This is a genomic window from Ignavibacterium sp., assembly GCA_032027145.1.
In the GTDB taxonomy this organism is placed as follows: domain Bacteria; phylum Bacteroidota; class Ignavibacteria; order Ignavibacteriales; family Ignavibacteriaceae; genus IGN3.
On record JAVSMP010000001.1, the window covers coordinates 2,305,434 to 2,322,040 of the forward strand.

The following is a 16,607-nucleotide window of genomic DNA, read 5'->3' on the forward strand; positions in this document are numbered from 1 at the left end:
ATGTCACAAAAATATAAAAGAAGAACAGTTAGAGAAAAAGTTTTACAGATATTGTATGCTTATGAAGTAAATAATGAGAATTTACAAGCACTTTCTGATAGTTTATTGGCAGAAGTTCAGGATGAAAAACTGATTCGTTTTGGTAAAGAATTAATCAACAAAGTTCTTATCAATAAAAATGAATTTGATCAACGGATTAAACAGCGGGTTAGTAACTGGGAAATGAATCGAATAGCATTGATTGACCGGATTCTGCTTCGGATGGCGCTTTGTGAAATAATGTATTTCCCGGATATCCCACCTAAAGTCTCTATTAATGAAGCCATTGAAATTGCCAAAACTTTTAGTACTGCAGGTAGTGGAAAGTTTATAAATGGAATCCTTGATGCTATTCTTATTGATGAAAGATCAACAGGACGGTTGACAAAAACAGGCAGGGGACTTGTTGATGAGACAATTTTAAAATCCCATAAAAAAAATCCAGATGACAAATAAGAAAAAAGTCTTTATCTGGACGCTGTTCGATTTTGCAAACACATCATTTTCGATTGTTGTTGTAACATTTGTATATGCAGTTTACTTTAAAAAAGTAATTGCAGAAGGTAAATCAATCGGCGATCTTTACTGGTCTATTGGTACAAGTCTCGCTATGATAATAACTGCTATTATTTCTCCAGTATTAGGTGCAATAGCTGATTACTCAGCAGGAAAAAAAAGATTTTTATTATTCTTTACGCTGTTATGTATTGCTGCTACATCTTCATTGTTCTTTGTGGGCAGAGGAGAAGTTTTTTGGGGAGTTATATTATTTGTGCTGGCAAATATCGGATTTGAAGCAGGATTAGTTTTTTATGATTCTTTTCTGCCGGAGATTACAGAACCAAAAAATTTCGGAAGAGTAAGCGGTTATGGATTTGCAATGGGCTATTTAGGTTCTCTCGCCACTCTCGCAATTATCTATCCGTTTATTCAAGCTGAAATGATAAAAGAATCATTCCCGGTTGCTGCATTATTCTTTTTAATATTTGCAATTCCTTTGTTTGTTTATCTGAAAGATAACCGAAAAATAAAATCTGAAAAAGTTTCTTATCTGAATATCGGAGTCTCGCGGGTCTGGAATACAATTTCGCATTTAAAGCATTATAAAAATCTTGCAGTATTTTTGTTAGCATATTTCTTCTACATAGAAGGTGTTAATACTATAATCTTTTTTTCGGGCAATTATGCCAGTACAACTTTAGGATTTACAGAGACTGAGCTTTTAATCTTCTTTTTAACTGTTCAAACCACAGCTATTGCAGGCTCAGTGATACTTGGTATTATTGCTGATTCAATCGGGCAAAAGAAAACAATAATTATCACATTGATAATGTGGTTGGTTACAGTATTGTTTGCATATTTAGCTCAGGATAAAAATAGTTTTTATATCGTTGGATTAATTGCCGGTGCAGCAATGGGCTCAAGTCAATCCACTAGCCGAAGTTTAATGAGTAAACTTACCCCGCAGGAAAAAAAGACGGAGTTCTTCGGGTTTTACTCCTTTTTCGGAAAAAGCTCTGCTATTATTGGTCCTTTAGTTTTCGGATTTGTAAGTTTTATTTCAGGCGACCAGAGACTTGCTATATTTTCAATTGGAATATTTTTTCTGATCGGACTAATTATATTGTTGTGGGTTGATGATCCAAAAGCGGATCAATGATCTTTATAATTTTTATAAATCGGAGAACCAATTAATTTTTTTTGATCCCAAACAAAAGATTTGCTCTTTACTTCTTTTCTGTATTCACAATTATTGTAATTACAGAATTTACATAAATCATCAATACAATAATCAAAATGTATTTTCAATTCTGCTTGCGGAAATGCCTTTTGTAATTCGTTTCTAATAAAAGATTCTTCATCGTGTGTTTGTCTGATATTAAAAAAATATGGGAGTATCAGATGAAAATCTATAAAGATCTTATCTCCGGACTGCCAGAAACGCAGTTCATGGATATCGATCCAATAATCTCTTTTTATTGAAATAATTTTATCTGTTAATTTATCCAGCATCTTCTGATCAACTTCATTCATCAATCCAGCAATTGACTCTCTGATCAGCTTATAACCTGTAACTAAAATATTAAGTGCAACAAGGATAGCAATTATAGGATCCAGTAATTCAACACCTGTTAGAATTACAAGAAGTACTGCTATGATAACTCCAAAACTAGTTATGGAATCAGTCAAAACGTGTTTTCCATCAGCAACTAATGTAAGAGAATTAGTTTTCTTGCCCGTTCGAATTAAATAATTACCAAGAATCAGATTGATGATTGAAGCAAATGATATTACAACGGCGCCGATGCCAAGTTGTTTTAGTTCCGGTCCGGCAATAATTGAGTTAACACTTTCAATGATGATAACTATTGCAGCAATTATAATTAATAATCCTTCGATACCGGCTGAAAAGTATTCAATATTTCCATGTCCGTAAGGGTGAGATGTATCTGCCGGAAGAGAGCTGAGAAAAATACTGAACAGTGCCATACTTGTAGCTAAAATATGAACAATAGACTCTGCGGCATCAGAAAAGATTGCGGCTGAACCAGTGATAAGGTAGGCAGATAGTTTAAAAACAAACATACTCAAGCCAACAATAAGAGAAATTACTGCTGCTTTCTTTCTAAGCCTAATCATCCTTGTGTTTTGATCGTCCATTTATAAACTACATAATTTTTTTGATGCACTAATCAGCACTTCGTCTTTCTTTGCAAAACAAACCCGGACTATTTTTGAACTGATTTTTGTTGAATAAAACGGCGATATTGGAATTACTGCAACTCCGGCTTTTTCAATCAGATGTTTTGAAAAATCCATATCATTCAATTCAGAAATATTTGAGTAATCCAAAAGTTGAAAATAAGTTCCGTTACATTCGCGGAGCTTAAAATTAGATTCTTTGATTAAATTCCTGAACAAATCCCGTTTCTGTTCGTAGAAACTTTTCAAACTTAAAATGTTTGAATCATCTTTTAAAAACTCAGCAATTGCTAATTGAACAGGTGTGTTTACAGCGAACATGATAAACTGATGGATTTTTCTGAATTCTCTTGTTAGATTTTCTGGCGCACAGCAATAACCAACCTTCCAACCAGTTGTATGGAATGTTTTGCCAAATGATGAGATTACAAAAGTTCTTTTTGCAAGCTCTTCATTTCTTGTAAAACTTAAATGTTCTTTCCCATCAAATATGATGTGTTCATATACTTCATCGCTGATCAGATAGATATTTTTATTCTTTACTAATTCAGCAAGAGTAGAAATATCATTATGACTTAGTACAGCTCCAGTTGGATTGTGAGGAGAATTAAACACAATGCACTTGGTTTTCCCGGTAATTGAAGCAGCTACATTATCCCAGGGAATACTATAATCTTTCTCATTCAATTTAATAGCTATTGGAACACCACCATTTAATTTAATAGCAGGAATGTAGGAATCATAAGCAGGTTCAAAAACAATTACTTCGTCTCCTTTTTCAATAAGAGTTGAGAAAGCTGTAAATAAAGCCTGAGTTGCTCCGGCAGTTATTGTGATTTCTGTATCAGGATTATAAGGTTTACCATATAGATTAAAAATTACTCTTGAAATTTCTTTTCTCAACTCAATAGTGCCGGGCATTGGAGCGTACTGATTGAACCCCTTTTTCATAAAGCTGTTAACAAGCTCGATTAATTCATCTGAACAATTAAAATCCGGAAAACCCTGAGACAAGTTTATTGCATTGTGATCATTTGCAAGTTTTGACATAACCGCAAAAATACTTGTTCCAGTATCCGGCAATTTAGAATTAAATTCTTTTTTCTGATTCATATTATTTTACTCAACTTTAAATCTTTCAACAGCAGGTCTAAGATTGTCGTAAAGCCTTTTAAGTTGTTGATAAGCAAACTGATTACCTCTCTGCGCTGATTCTCGATAATATTTTACAGCCTCTTGGATTGACTTTCTTAAGCCAATTCCATTTTCATAACAATATCCCAATGCAAATTGTGCAAGAAGAGAACCTTTAGATTCAGCTTCCTGCAAAATCTTTATCTCTTCTGAAAAATCAGCAGTGTTTTTCTGATCTAAAACTTTGGATAAAGCTAATCTTACATTTGCTTCAATACTTTTTAACTTATATGCATAATTCCAAAGCTGAATACCTTTGTTCTTATCCTGAGCAGTATATTTTCCCGAATAATAATTATAACCAGTTTCGATAATTGCCGGCAGATGATTTTGTTTTGCGGATTTTTCTAAAAGATTTAAAGCATCCAGATCAGTTAATCTGTTATCATAACCAAGCTTATGTAATCCATACCAAACAAATTGAGCAGTCGGATCATTAAAGCTTATACCATTATTAAGAATTGTATAAAAATCTTTTTCACGAATAAGTTTCCAAAGTAAATACGCTGATCTTGGTGAATCAAGTATTGTTGCTCTGATGTAATACTCGGCAGCCAACAATAAATTTAGTCCTGTTGAGTTACCAGTTTGATATAATCTGCCTAAAATTGTCAGAGCTTCAGGGCTTCCTGCTTCTGCAATTTTTGAAATAATGTTCAGATCAATGGTTGATAAATTTTTATAGAAAAAGGAATCTTTTGGAGTTTTTAATGAATCATTTATCAACTTATTATTAATCCGAATTAAATCAGTAAGTAAAACCTCATCACTAAAACCTCTAACTGTATCTACTTCTGAATCAAAATCAATAAAAACCAAACCAACAGAAGGCTGGATGTTACTTGTAATTTCTTCATCTTTAGAATTTTTTGATTTTTGATAAGAAAATTTATTTTGAGCTACTGAATCTTTAAACTCGTGTGAAACTTTAGAATCAAGCTCTGCTAAAACTTCTTTTGCAGGTTCATAACCACCGTCAGCGGATTTCTTTATCCAAAAGTAAGATTTATTCCAATCTCTTCTTACTATCAGGTTATCTGTATATAGAATACCAACAACATATTGCGCCTGACTCATACCTGCTTCGGCTGCCGACAAAAAATATTCATAAGCAGTAAAAGGATTCCATTCTGTTCCCCAGCCATTCATGAGCATAATTCCGTAATTATGCATTGCAGCAGTTAGTTTTTGTAAAGCAGCTTTTTGTATCCAATACACAGCGGTTACAGTATCAGCTACAATTCCGTCTCCGGTTAACAACCGAAGTCCGAGTTCGTGCTGAGCAAGCGGATCGCCGCTATTTGCTAGTTGTACTAGTTTAAATTGCTGTAATAGTTGATAAGATAAATCTGGCTGATAAAAATATGGATTATTTTTATAGGGTCTGTTCTTTTTGAACGCCAGACTTTTGGTTGAATCCTGACTAAAAGATAATGTATTAAATGAGTTTAAAAATAAAAGTAAGAGTATCGAACTTAATATTGTTTTATAAGACACAGGTTTCTCTGCTGCAAAATTCCAAAAGTGTTATAATAATGTAATTGTAATTTATAGATTCTTCAACAAATATATGGTGATTTTATTTTGCACTAAAAGAATATTTTTTTAGGTTTCTGAAAAATTGTGGTGTAATCATTTCAAACTAGTTCCTAATCCAAATAGAAGGATTCTGAAATAGTCTGTCCATTACAGTAAGAATAATATCTGCAATTTTTAATTATTCGAACGAATTGTCAGAAATATATTATAATAAAACGATTATAGCCGGAGGTAATTTTTTAATCTAAAATATTCTGAGCTTGAAAGACGCAAGCTAAGTTTAAATAAGTTGAATAGGTAAAAATTCTCAATTTGAAATCTTAAAACTGCACTCTATATTTGATAACAAAAAAAAAGCAAAATGTCGGCACGAAAAAAAGTTAAGTTTATCTTTGTAACAGGCGGTGTTGTTTCCAGTTTAGGAAAGGGAATTACTGCCTCATCACTTGGTCTTCTACTAAAACAGCGCGGTTTCAGAGTAACAATTCAAAAATTTGATCCTTATATTAATGTTGATCCCGGAACTATGAGTCCGTTTCAGCATGGAGAAGTTTATGTAACTGATGATGGTGCAGAAACCGATCTGGACCTTGGTCATTATGAGAGGTTTCTTGATGTTAATATGAGCCGTGCTAATAATACTACTACCGGACAAGTTTATTATGATGTTATTACTAAAGAGCGAAGAGGAGATTTTCTTGGGGCAACCGTTCAGGTAATTCCGCATATTACAGATGAAATTAAAAGCAGAATGTTGAAGTTGAGTGAACTTGGTGAATATGATATTATAATTAGCGAGATTGGCGGAACTGTTGGAGATATTGAAAGTTTGCCTTTCATTGAGGCAATGAGACAATTGATGCTGCAGTTTGGCAGAGCAAACACAATGAATATTCATGTTACACTTGTGCCGTATATTGCATCAGCAGGTGAAGTAAAAACAAAGCCAACACAACATAGTGTAAAAAACTTATTAGAGCTTGGTATTCAACCGGATGTTTTGATTTGCAGATCTGAAAAAAAACTTGAGCGGGAATTAAGAGATAAAATTGCACTCTTTACTAATGTCAATTCAAAAGCTGTAATTTCAAATTATGACAGCTCTTCGATTTATGAAGTACCTTTGGTTTTGTATAAGGAAAAGCTTGATCAGATTGTTATCGAAAGACTTCATTTATCTGATAGAAAAATTAATCTTGAGAACTGGGAATTATTTGTTCAAAAAATTAAAAGTCCTGCCCAAAGTGTTGAAATTGCTCTTTGTGGAAAATATACAGAACATATTGACGCGTATAAAAGTATAATGGAATCTTTTATACACGCTGGTGCTGAAAATAACTGCAAAGTCATTGTAAGACCAATAAGTTCCGAAAGACTTGAAACTGAAGATATTAAAAAATTATTTGATGGTATCAGCGGCATACTTGTGCCCGGCGGCTTTGGAGAAAGAGGAATAGAAGGTAAAATAAATGCAGTTAAATATGCCAGAGAAAATGACATTCCTTTCTTTGGGATATGTTTAGGTATGCAGTGTGCTGTAATTGAATTTGCAAGAAATGTATGTAATATTAAAAAAGCTCATAGCTCAGAGTTCAAGAAAAATAAATATAGTGTTATTGATCTTATGCCGGATCAAAAAAATATTAAAGCAATGGGTGCAACTATGAGATTAGGCGCTTATCAGTGCAATATCAAGGATAAAACCCAGGCATTCAAAGCCTACAAAAGTAATTATATTTCTGAAAGACATCGTCATCGTTATGAAGTTAATAATAAATTCAGAACAAAGTTAATAGAAAACGGAATGGTGCTTTGCGGGCTTTCACCTGATGGAGAGCTTGTTGAGATGATTGAACTGCCTGATAAAAAATGGTTTGTCGCATGTCAGTTTCATCCTGAATTAAAATCAAGAGCAACAAAAGCTCATCCGCTTTTCAGAGAGTTTGTAAAAGCTTCATTAAGTAAATCGCAGGAAAAGAATTTATGATAACTGATAAAACTACGATTAAGTTTTTAATATTATTTGTTGTTCTGTTTTTTCAATCTCAAATTATTTCTCAGACTTCAATAGACAGACAAATACAGGTAGGATTAGATAAAATTTATAACTTTAATTGGGAAGCAGGGTTTGAATCTTTCAATTCAGTAATAAAAAAATATCCTGATGATCCGCGCGGCTATCATTATAAATCAGTTATCTATTTATGGTTTTATCTTGGAAATCTACGAGAGGACAATCTGGATTCTTTCTATCTGTACTCAGATAAAGCAATTGAACTTGCTGACAAAAAAATGCAGGAGAATCCTTCAGCTGAATTAAGTTACCTTTTAGGTTCAATTTACTATAATAAATCAATTGCTGAAGCCAGAAACGGAAATTTTCTTCAGGCACTATGGACAAGTAGTCAGATGAAAGCAAATCTTGAAGATGCGATTAAAGTTAAACCAGATTTTTATGATGCATTTCTTGGATTGGGATTATATAATTTTGCGTTGTCACAAATACCTTCTAGTTTGGAATGGGCAGCTAATCTTGTAGGTATTACTGCTGATAAGGAAAAGGGATTAAAACTTGTTATTAAATCAGTACAAAAAGGTAAGTTGTCTAAAGTTGATGCTCAGTATTATTTATCTCAATTGTATTCCCGTGTTATTGTTGATCATCCTGAAGCGAAGAAAATTCTTACCGGTTTAGTAAGGAGATATCCTAAAAACTTGCTGTTTAATTTTTCACTTGGTTGGGTAGAGTACGAATTATGTGAATTAAACAATGCTGAAAAACACTTACGCAAAGTTCTTATTGCAAAAGATGAGCTTTATCCGTTCATCACATCAAACTCAAATCTTTTATTAGCAAACATCTTTTTTGACAGGAATCAGTTTGATTCAGCAAGAGTTTATTATCAAAGTTTTTTGAAAAATGCTGTCAACAATGATTTTAAGGGATTTGCAAATTTCAAAATAGGACTCTCTTTAGAATTATCAGGTAATAGAAAAGATGCATTAAAGTTCTACAAACTTTCGGATGCCGGTAACACTGATATTGAGGATGATCTTTATGCAGAAAGAAAAGGAAAGGAACTAGCAGATTCAGTTCTGAGTGAATTAGAAAAGAGATTAATTTTAATCAGCAGTTTGTATAAACAAAATAAATTAAACACTGTAAAGGATTCAATAATCAGTTATCTGCAATCCACTGGTATTAAAAATGAACTGAAGGCGGAAGCAAAACTGCTTTTGGCTCAGGTATTGTATCAGCAGAAAAAATATAAAGAGTCGCTTAATACTGCAGTGGATTGTTTGAATATAGAAATAAAAAAAGAATTCTGGATTCACGCATTCGCTCATTATATTTCTGCCTGGGACAGTTATCAATTAAAAAACTATACTGATTCAAAATTATTTCTGCTTCAGATCAAAGGAATAAGTGAATATGATTTCAGGAGTTCACTTGAAAACAAGATATATTCTTTAGAACGGTTGCTGCCGCAGGATATAAGAAATAATTGATTTTTAGCTTTTCTTTAATTGCTTCTTTTTTAGTGATTAGCTAATTTTCGCCAACATTTCAGGTATTTTTAATTGAACATTGCAATTTTTGTATCTGGTAGAGGTTCAAATCTTCAGGCTATTTTAAATGATTCTGAGTTAAAGCAAATTATACGTATAATTGCTGTAGTAAGTGATAAGATAGAATGCAAGGCTTTTGAAATCGCACGGAAATTTGGGATTGAAACTTATACAATTGGTCAGGGAGATACTAAAATCAGTGCAGAACAATTAACAAAAAAACTATTGGATTTAGATGTATCACTTATTGTTTTAGCCGGATACTTAAAATTAATTCCTAATGTTCTTATTGAATCTTTTGCCAACAAGATGATAAATATTCATCCTGCGCTATTACCTTCTTTTGGTGGAAAAGGTATGTATGGAATTAATGTTCATAAAGCTGTCTTTAATTCTTCTGCAAAAGTAAGCGGTGCAACAGTGCATCTGGTAGATAGTACCTTTGATACCGGAAAAATTATTGCTCAGCAATGTGTTGATATTTCTGATGCTTCTTCACCAGAAGAAATAGCAGAAAGAGTACTAACAATTGAACATAAAATTTTGCCTGAAGTAATAAAAGCATTTGCGCTAAAAAAAATAAAATTCGGGCCAGAACGAATTGAAATTATAAAAGATTAGAAAATTTATTTTCTATTCATAAGGAAATTGAATTGAAAAAACATGCCTTAATCAGCGTTTCAGATAAAACTAAAATCATTGATTTTGCTGCTGTCTTAATTAAAAACGGATATGAAATTATCGCTACGGGTAATACAGCAAAGCTTCTTAAGGAAAATAATTTAACCGTAACAGAAATAAGTTCTTTAACTGGTTTTCCTGAAATATTTGACGGCAGAGTAAAAACTCTTCATCCAAAAATTTTTGGTGGGATTTTATTTAGAAGAGATAATGATTCTGATATTGCACAGGCAAATGTAAATCAAATTTTTCCAATAGATATAATCTGTGTTAATCTTTATCCGTTTGTAAAAACCATTACAAAACCTGATTCAACTTTAGAAGAGATTATAGAGAATATAGATATCGGAGGACCAAGTCTTGTGAGAGCCTCTGCAAAGAATTATAAATATGTTTCTATCTTGACTAATCCGGAGCAATATGATTCATTTCTTGATGAATTAAATAAAGGCGAAGTATCTGAAAGCACTCGCAAAAAATTAGCTGTAGAAGCTTTTTCTTATACCTCAAATTATGATACACATATTGCTAATTATCTTGAAAAAAAGTTTGAAGAACCGCCTTCATATTTAAGAATTAATGAAAAAATAAATTACACTCTGAGATACGGAGAGAATCCACATCAGTCAGCTTCGGTTTATGGCTGCTTTAACGATTACTTTGAAGTTTTTCACGGCAAAGAGATATCTTATAACAATATTTTAGATCTCGTTTCCGCAGTTGAATTGTGTGAAGATCTTGGAGGAATATCCTGTACAATAATCAAACATAACAATCCTGCAGGTGCTGCAACAGCAAGCAGTAATCTTGATGCTTATAATCGCGCATTGAAATGTGATCCGGTTTCTTCTTTTGGCGGTATCGTTGCATTTAATCGTGAAGTTGATGTTGAAACTGCAGAAGAGTTAAATAAAATATTTTTGGAAATAGTATGTGCTCCGTCATTTAGCAGCAAAGCATTAGATTTGTTGAAAAAGAAAAAAGACAGAAGACTGGTTATTAAGAAAAAAAATATTTTGAATAGTTCAAAATCTTTCAGATCTATTCCTGGTGGTGTGCTTGCTCAGGATTCGGATACTATTTCGCTTAATGAATCAGAGTTAAAATTTGTTACAGATAAAAAACCATCTGAATCAGAGTTGGAAGACTTAAAATTTGCATGGAAGGTAGCAAAACACACTAAATCTAATGCGATAGTTTATGTTAAAAATAATTCAACATTAGGAGTTGGTGCTGGTCAGATGTCAAGAATAGATTCAGCTAAGATTGCAGTGATGAAAGCAAAAGAACATGGACTTGACTTGACCGGATCGGTTGCAGCTTCTGATGCATTCTTTCCATTTGCAGATGGTCTATTGGAGATAATAAAATGTGGTGCGGTTTCAGTTATTCAGCCAGGAGGCTCTGTAAGAGATCAGGAAGTAATTGATGCAGCAAATAAAAGTAATATTTCAATGGTATTTACAGGTATAAGGCACTTTAAACATTAAGAGGAACAATGGGTATATTCGATCTTTTTTCAAACGACATTGCAATTGATTTAGGTACTGCCAATACTCTTATCTATGTAAAAGGAAAAGGTATTGTTCTAAATGAACCTTCGATTGTAGCATTTGATAAAAATTCTAAACGCATTATTGCACTTGGCAATAAAGCTAAAGAAATGCAGGGCAGAGAACATAAAGAAATAAAAGTAACACGTCCTATGCGCGATGGAGTAATTGCAGATTTTGAAATTGCTGAAGGTATGATAAGAGCATTTATAAAACGAGTGCGCGGCGGCAGTGCAATGGCAAGCCGTAGAGTTATTGTTGCTGTTCCAAGCGGAGTAACAGAAGTTGAAAAAAGAGCGGTTAGAGACAGCGCTGAGCATGCCGGTGCTAAAGAAGTCCATTTGATGGCTGAACCTATGGCGGCTGCAATTGGAATTGGTATTGATGTTGAAGCACCTGTTGGAAATATGATAATTGATGTAGGCGGCGGAACTACCGAAATTGCAGTGATCGCATTATCTGGTATTGTTAATGAAGAATCTATACGTGTTGCAGGCGATGAAATGAATTATGCTATAATGCAATTCTTCAAAAAAAATCATAATATTTTAATCGGTGAAAGAACTGCCGAAGCTATTAAATGTGAAGTAGGCTCTGCAGTTCCACTTAAAGAAGAGATAACAATACAAGTTAAAGGCAGAGACCTGGTCGGAGGAATTCCAAAAACAACTGAAGTCAGTTCTGTTGAGATCAGAGAAGCATTAAATGAATCAGTTGTGCAAATAGTTGATGCAGTAAGACAGACTCTTGAGAGAACACCGCCGGAACTTTCTGCAGATATTTTGGATCGCGGTGTTATGATAACCGGCGGAGGTGCATTACTAAAAGGATTGGATGAAAGAATAAGAATGGAAACAAATTTGCCTGTTCATATATCTGAAGATCCGTTAACGGCTGTTGTTAGAGGTGCAGGAAAAGTAATTGATAATTTAAGTCAGTTTTCTAAGGTATTAATCCGTAACCGAAGATATTAATGATCAGATTTTTTTCTTCAGCATGGGAAAAGTTTAAAGAATACATTGTACTTGTCGTTTTAATAATAATCAGCTTAGTATTACTCTCGCAAAATAATTCACAGGGAATTCAAAAAGTCCGTGCAGTTGCGTTTGGTTCTTTCGCAACAGTTACTTCAATCTTTTCAGATATTTTTAACATTAGTAATCTTAAGAATGAAAATGAAGAATTAAGACGTACTAATGCAGAGATAATGCTGCAGCTTAGCAAACTGAGAGAATCTGCAATTGTTAATGAAGATCTTAAAGGGTTACTTGCCTTTAAAGATTCAACTAATTATCCGCTTATATCTGCTTCCATCATTTCCAAATCATTATCCAGATCACAGGGAACAGTTACTCTTAATGTTGGTAAATCCAGCAATGTAAAAACTGGTATGCCGGTTGTTACCGATAAGGGAATAGCAGGTATTGTATATTCAGTCTCTGATAATTATTCAATAGCAAGAACACTTAATAATGTTGATCTTAGTCTAACAGTAAAATGTGAAAGAACACGCGAAAATGCAGTGATGAAATGGATCGGTGATAGACTTGTGATGATAAATGTGCCCAAAACATACGGATTAAAAAAAGGTGACAGAGTTGTAACTTCTGAGATAAGTTCTATAGTTCCGGTTCCGATTCCTGTTGGTGTTGTTGCTGAAATTGGTAATCTTGAAATGGGAATATTTAATGAGGTTACAATTAAACCCTTTGTTGATTTTCAGAAAGTTGAAAATGTTTTTGTACTTGGCTTGGTAAAAGACAAAGAGATTGATGATATACAATTTAACTTTTTAAACAAGAGATGATTAAACCCGCGTATATATTATCCTTTATCCTGTTTTTCCCTTTACTGCTTATTCAAACAACAGTAGTTCCTTTAATAGCTATTGATATCATTATTCCTGATTTGATCATAATAGTATTAGTTTATTATGCGATTACACAAGGGCAGATATATGGAACAGTTTTAGGGTTTATTTATGGTTTTTTATTTGATATTATCACCGGAAGTCTTTTAGGAAGTACTATGATAGCTAAAACTATTGCAGGGTTTACAGCTGGTTATTTTTCATCAGAAAATAAAAGAGATCAATATCTGATTTCCTATAATTTTGCTTTAATCGTTTTATTAGCTTCACTTATCGACTCAACAATCAGTGCTTTTTTTTCGTCAGTTAGTTTTACCACCAATATTTTTATTCTGTTTATTCAATATGCCTTATTTCCTGCATTATATACTTCGTCAATTGCACTACTTGGTATGATCTTTTATCCTAAAAGGAGATTATTTTGAAATCCGTAAACTTTGCATCAATTAACAGACGAAGTTTTATAAGTGGTTTTTTAATCATCGTCTTTGCAGTTATTTCTTTCAGATTATTTCAAATGCAGATATTAGACCGGCAGTCGTATGAAGAAAAGTCAGCAGATAATAGCATAAAAGCCATCGAACAAATACCTTTCCGTGGTGTTTTTTATGACAGAAATTTGAAAGTAATGGTTGATAATATTCCAGCTTATACTCTGCGTATAACACCTGCAGATTATGACACAACACTTAATCAGATGATTGATAAAATACTCGGAGTCAATTCCGGTTATGTTTCATTAATTTTAAAAAAGAATAAAGTTTATTCTAAATTTATTCCCATAAGAATTAAAAGAGGTGTTAGCTTTGAGGTAGTTTCGTGGTACGAAGAAAACAAAGAGTATTTACCCGGAGTGGATTATATTGTTGAGATGCAGAGGGGTTATCCATTTGGAATCATGGCTTCACATTCATTTGGTTATACAAAAGAAATTTCACCACAGCAATTAAAAAGTGAAAAAGATTATTATGCTCCTGGTGATTATGTCGGACATAACGGAATTGAAAAACAATATGAAAAAGATCTAAGAGGTACTAAGGGATTTAATTATGTGCTGGTAAATTCTAACAGAAAAGAAATAGGCAAGTACAAGGATGGAACAGCAGATAAAAATTCAATCAAGGGTAAAGACCTGGTTCTTTCATTTGATGCTGATGTTCAAAAAGTAGCTGAAGAACAGATGCTTGGCAAAAGAGGGGCTGTTGTTGCTATTGAACCGGGTACTGGTGAAATCTTAGCTATTTTAAGCGCACCTGATTATGATTTAAACCAATTCTCTTATGTTACTTCTAAAGAATTTCTTCAGGAACTTTATAATGATCCTGATAAGCCATCTTTTAACAGAGCTACAATGTCTCTTAAACCGCCCGGCTCTACTTTTAAGATGCTTGCTGCTATAGCTGCGTTGGATTTAGGTATTATCACTCCGCAAACAACTTTTTACTGCGGCGGTGGTTTTACATTTGGCAGATTCTTCAAATGTCACGGTTCACACGGTTCTGTGAATGTTATCCATGCGATTGAAAAATCTTGTAATTCTTTTTTTTACCAGCTCATTTATAAGATTGGATTGGATAAATGGAAAGAGTATGCATTAAAATTTGGGTTCTCTCAGAAAACTGGAATTGATATAGGTGAAGAAGCTGCGGGTTTTATACCAGGCGAAGATTATTATATAAAATTGTATGGAGAAAAGTGGCCTCGTAGTATAATGGCAAGCCTTGGAATAGGGCAGGGAGAAGTTAGTGTTACTCCTTTACAATTGGCAAAGTATGTTGCACTTATTGCAAATGATGGTAAATCATTTCAGCCTCACATTGTTAAAGGTTATTTGGATGATCAGACAAAAAAAATTATACCTTACAAATTTCCGGAAATAAATACAGGAGTAAAAAAAGAAGTTTTTGATATTGTAAAAGAAGGTATGTTCTTAGTTGTTAATGGTTCTGGTACGGCAACACATATAAGGATGTCTGATATTCATATATCAGGTAAAACTGGCACTGCACAAAATCCACATGGTAAAGATCATGCTTTATTTGTAGGATTTGCACCTTCAGAAAATCCTAAGATTGCAGTTGCAGTTGTGGTAGAAAACGTTGGTTTTGGCGGCACACATGCTGCTCCGATTGCTAAAGCTCTGATTGAGACTTATTTAAAAAAGAAATCAAATGATATTAAATCTGATGGTTTAAAGAAGAATCAAACTATTGCCGGAGTTAATATTGAGAATTGATTATAAGCTAAGTGATAAATTTGATTTCGGATTATTTATTCCTGTAATCATCTTGTTTCTTGTTGGATTAACTGCTATTTACAGTTCAACATTTAATCATCCGACAATGAGTGGAAATTTTAACAGGCAATTGATTTTTGGCATCGCTGCATTTATTATTTTCTTTATCACTTATTCTGTTCCTTCAAATACTTTTAGAATGATTGCAATCCCAACCTATCTTTTATCACTTTTACTTTTATTGATTGTTTTAGTTGTGGGTAGAAAAACATCTGGTGCCAGAAGCTGGCTGGATATCGGACCATTAGGCTTTCAACCTTCGGAATTAGCTAAATTAGGTACCATACTTGTTTTATCTTTGTTCTTGAGCAGAAAAAATACTGACATAGAATCCTTTAAAGATATCGTTCTTGCTCTTTGTATTGGCTTTATACCGGTTATGATGATATTACTTGAACCTGATATGGGAACAGCAATTGTTTTTGTAGGGCTTATACTTCTGCTTATTTTCTGGAAAGGCATATCTGTCTTTGGTTTATTTATTGTGTTATCGCCGGGCTTTGTTGCTATATCAGCATTATTTGGATTTTATTATTTCCTTGGTGCTTTGGTTTTAACATTAATCGTTCTATTACTTTTCCGTAAAGATATATTTTTTAGCGGATCAATATTTGCGTTAAATCTTGCTTCAGGATTTTTTGCTGATTACTTATATCATGCTTTAAGTCCTCATCAGCAGAAGCGAATACAATCATTTATTGATCCTAATATGGATCCGCTCGGTGCAGGATACAACACTATACAAGCTAAAGTTGCTATCGGAAGCGGTGGATTATTTGGCAAAGGATTTCTACAGGGTAATCAGACTCAGCTCCAATACATTCCTGAGCAGTGGACTGACTTTATTTATTGTGTAATTGGTGAAGAGTTTGGTTTTATTGGTTCTATGATAGTTCTTATTTTGTTTTTTTACTTATTTCTTAAAATTCTGAAAATTGCATCTACAACAAAAGATGAGTTTTTAAGTTTAACAATTATTGGAATACTATCAGTTTATTTCATCCATTTTTTAATCAATGTTGGAATGGTTGTCGGAATATTACCAGTTATTGGAATCCCGCTGCCTTTTGTTAGTTATGGAGGCAGTTCTCTTTTAGTAAATATGTTTATGCTCGGTATGATCGCTAATATATTCAGAAGCAGAAAAAACTTTACATAAAAA

Annotated in this window: 14 protein-coding genes; 11 read left to right on the forward strand and 3 right to left on the reverse strand. The window is 33.2% G+C overall.

The window, feature by feature from the left end; genetic code table 11:
* Both nusB and ROY99_09690 read left to right on the forward strand, forming a co-directional pair.
* Nucleotides 1–495 (forward strand): transcription antitermination factor NusB, encoded by a 495-nt coding sequence (nusB, locus tag ROY99_09685; protein ID MDT3696649.1) that lies wholly within the window; start codon nt 1–3, stop codon nt 493–495.
* Nucleotides 485–1,699 (forward strand): MFS transporter, encoded by a 1,215-nt coding sequence (locus ROY99_09690; protein MDT3696650.1) that lies wholly within the window; start codon nt 485–487, stop codon nt 1,697–1,699. The genes nusB and ROY99_09690 overlap by 11 nt, the downstream gene beginning before the upstream one ends.
* On the opposite strand, the gene ROY99_09695 is transcribed toward ROY99_09690, so the two are convergent.
* The 3 genes from ROY99_09695 to ROY99_09705 are packed head-to-tail and all read right to left on the reverse strand — an operon-like array spanning nt 1,693 to nt 5,433.
* On the reverse strand, nt 1,693–2,700 hold the full coding sequence (locus tag ROY99_09695; GenBank protein ID MDT3696651.1) for a cation diffusion facilitator family transporter: 1,008 nt from the start codon (nt 2,698–2,700) through the stop codon (nt 1,693–1,695). The genes ROY99_09690 and ROY99_09695 overlap by 7 nt on opposite strands.
* A complete protein-coding gene (locus ROY99_09700; GenBank protein ID MDT3696652.1) occupies nt 2,701–3,855 on the reverse strand; it encodes a methionine aminotransferase in 1,155 nt (384 codons plus the stop codon). It abuts the gene before it with no gap.
* Between the two features lie 6 nt (nt 3,856–3,861).
* A complete protein-coding gene (locus tag ROY99_09705) occupies nt 3,862–5,433 on the reverse strand; it encodes a tetratricopeptide repeat protein (protein ID MDT3696653.1) in 1,572 nt (523 codons plus the stop codon).
* A 403-nt stretch (nt 5,434–5,836) separates the two neighbouring features.
* Between ROY99_09705 and ROY99_09710 the strand changes: the two genes are divergently transcribed.
* From ROY99_09710 to rodA, 9 genes are all read left to right on the forward strand, one after another.
* Nucleotides 5,837–7,462, forward strand: coding sequence for a CTP synthase (locus ROY99_09710; GenBank protein MDT3696654.1), 1,626 nt, complete (start codon nt 5,837–5,839; stop codon nt 7,460–7,462).
* Entirely contained in the window at nt 7,459–8,985 is a 1,527-nt protein-coding gene (locus ROY99_09715) for a DUF3808 domain-containing protein (protein ID MDT3696655.1), read from the forward strand. The genes ROY99_09710 and ROY99_09715 overlap by 4 nt, the downstream gene beginning before the upstream one ends.
* A gap of 72 nt (nt 8,986–9,057) precedes the next feature.
* Nucleotides 9,058–9,666, forward strand: coding sequence for a phosphoribosylglycinamide formyltransferase (gene purN / locus ROY99_09720; protein ID MDT3696656.1), 609 nt, complete (start codon nt 9,058–9,060; stop codon nt 9,664–9,666).
* 32 nt (nt 9,667–9,698) lie between these two features.
* Nucleotides 9,699–11,216: a bifunctional phosphoribosylaminoimidazolecarboxamide formyltransferase/IMP cyclohydrolase gene (purH, locus tag ROY99_09725; GenBank protein MDT3696657.1), complete on the forward strand. Its 1,518-nt coding sequence runs from the start codon at nt 9,699–9,701 to the stop codon at nt 11,214–11,216.
* A gap of 8 nt (nt 11,217–11,224) precedes the next feature.
* Nucleotides 11,225–12,253, forward strand: coding sequence for a rod shape-determining protein (locus ROY99_09730; protein ID MDT3696658.1), 1,029 nt, complete (start codon nt 11,225–11,227; stop codon nt 12,251–12,253).
* Nucleotides 12,253–13,086, forward strand: a complete 834-nt coding sequence (gene mreC, locus ROY99_09735) for a rod shape-determining protein MreC (protein ID MDT3696659.1) — start codon at nt 12,253–12,255, stop codon at nt 13,084–13,086. The genes ROY99_09730 and mreC overlap by 1 nt, the downstream gene beginning before the upstream one ends.
* On the forward strand, nt 13,083–13,574 hold the full coding sequence (mreD, locus tag ROY99_09740; protein ID MDT3696660.1) for a rod shape-determining protein MreD: 492 nt from the start codon (nt 13,083–13,085) through the stop codon (nt 13,572–13,574). The genes mreC and mreD overlap by 4 nt, the downstream gene beginning before the upstream one ends.
* On the forward strand, nt 13,571–15,385 hold the full coding sequence (mrdA, locus tag ROY99_09745) for a penicillin-binding protein 2 (GenBank protein ID MDT3696661.1): 1,815 nt from the start codon (nt 13,571–13,573) through the stop codon (nt 15,383–15,385). Before mreD ends, mrdA begins: the two co-directional genes overlap by 4 nt.
* Complete coding sequence (gene rodA / locus ROY99_09750) at nt 15,375–16,604, forward strand: rod shape-determining protein RodA (GenBank protein ID MDT3696662.1); 1,230 nt, start codon at nt 15,375–15,377, stop codon at nt 16,602–16,604. The genes mrdA and rodA overlap by 11 nt, the downstream gene beginning before the upstream one ends.
* Nucleotides 16,605–16,607: the final 3 nt, after the last annotated feature.

Bases quoted from the DNA above. Each gene is read 5' to 3' on its own strand.
- ROY99_09730 (MDT3696658.1), top strand. From the start codon at position 11,225: ATGGGTATATTCGATCTTTTTTCAAACGACATTGCAATTGATTTAGGT.
- mreD (MDT3696660.1), top strand. From the start codon at position 13,083: ATGATTAAACCCGCGTATATATTATCCTTTATCCTGTTTTTCCCTTTA.
- ROY99_09700 (MDT3696652.1), bottom strand. From the start codon at position 3,855: ATGAATCAGAAAAAAGAATTTAATTCTAAATTGCCGGATACTGGAACA.
- ROY99_09690 (MDT3696650.1), top strand. From the start codon at position 485: ATGACAAATAAGAAAAAAGTCTTTATCTGGACGCTGTTCGATTTTGCA.
- mreC (MDT3696659.1), top strand. From the start codon at position 12,253: ATGATCAGATTTTTTTCTTCAGCATGGGAAAAGTTTAAAGAATACATT.
- ROY99_09695 (MDT3696651.1), bottom strand. From the start codon at position 2,700: ATGGACGATCAAAACACAAGGATGATTAGGCTTAGAAAGAAAGCAGCA.
- ROY99_09710 (MDT3696654.1), top strand. From the start codon at position 5,837: ATGTCGGCACGAAAAAAAGTTAAGTTTATCTTTGTAACAGGCGGTGTT.
- nusB (MDT3696649.1), top strand. From the start codon at position 1: ATGTCACAAAAATATAAAAGAAGAACAGTTAGAGAAAAAGTTTTACAG.
- ROY99_09715 (MDT3696655.1), top strand. From the start codon at position 7,459: ATGATAACTGATAAAACTACGATTAAGTTTTTAATATTATTTGTTGTT.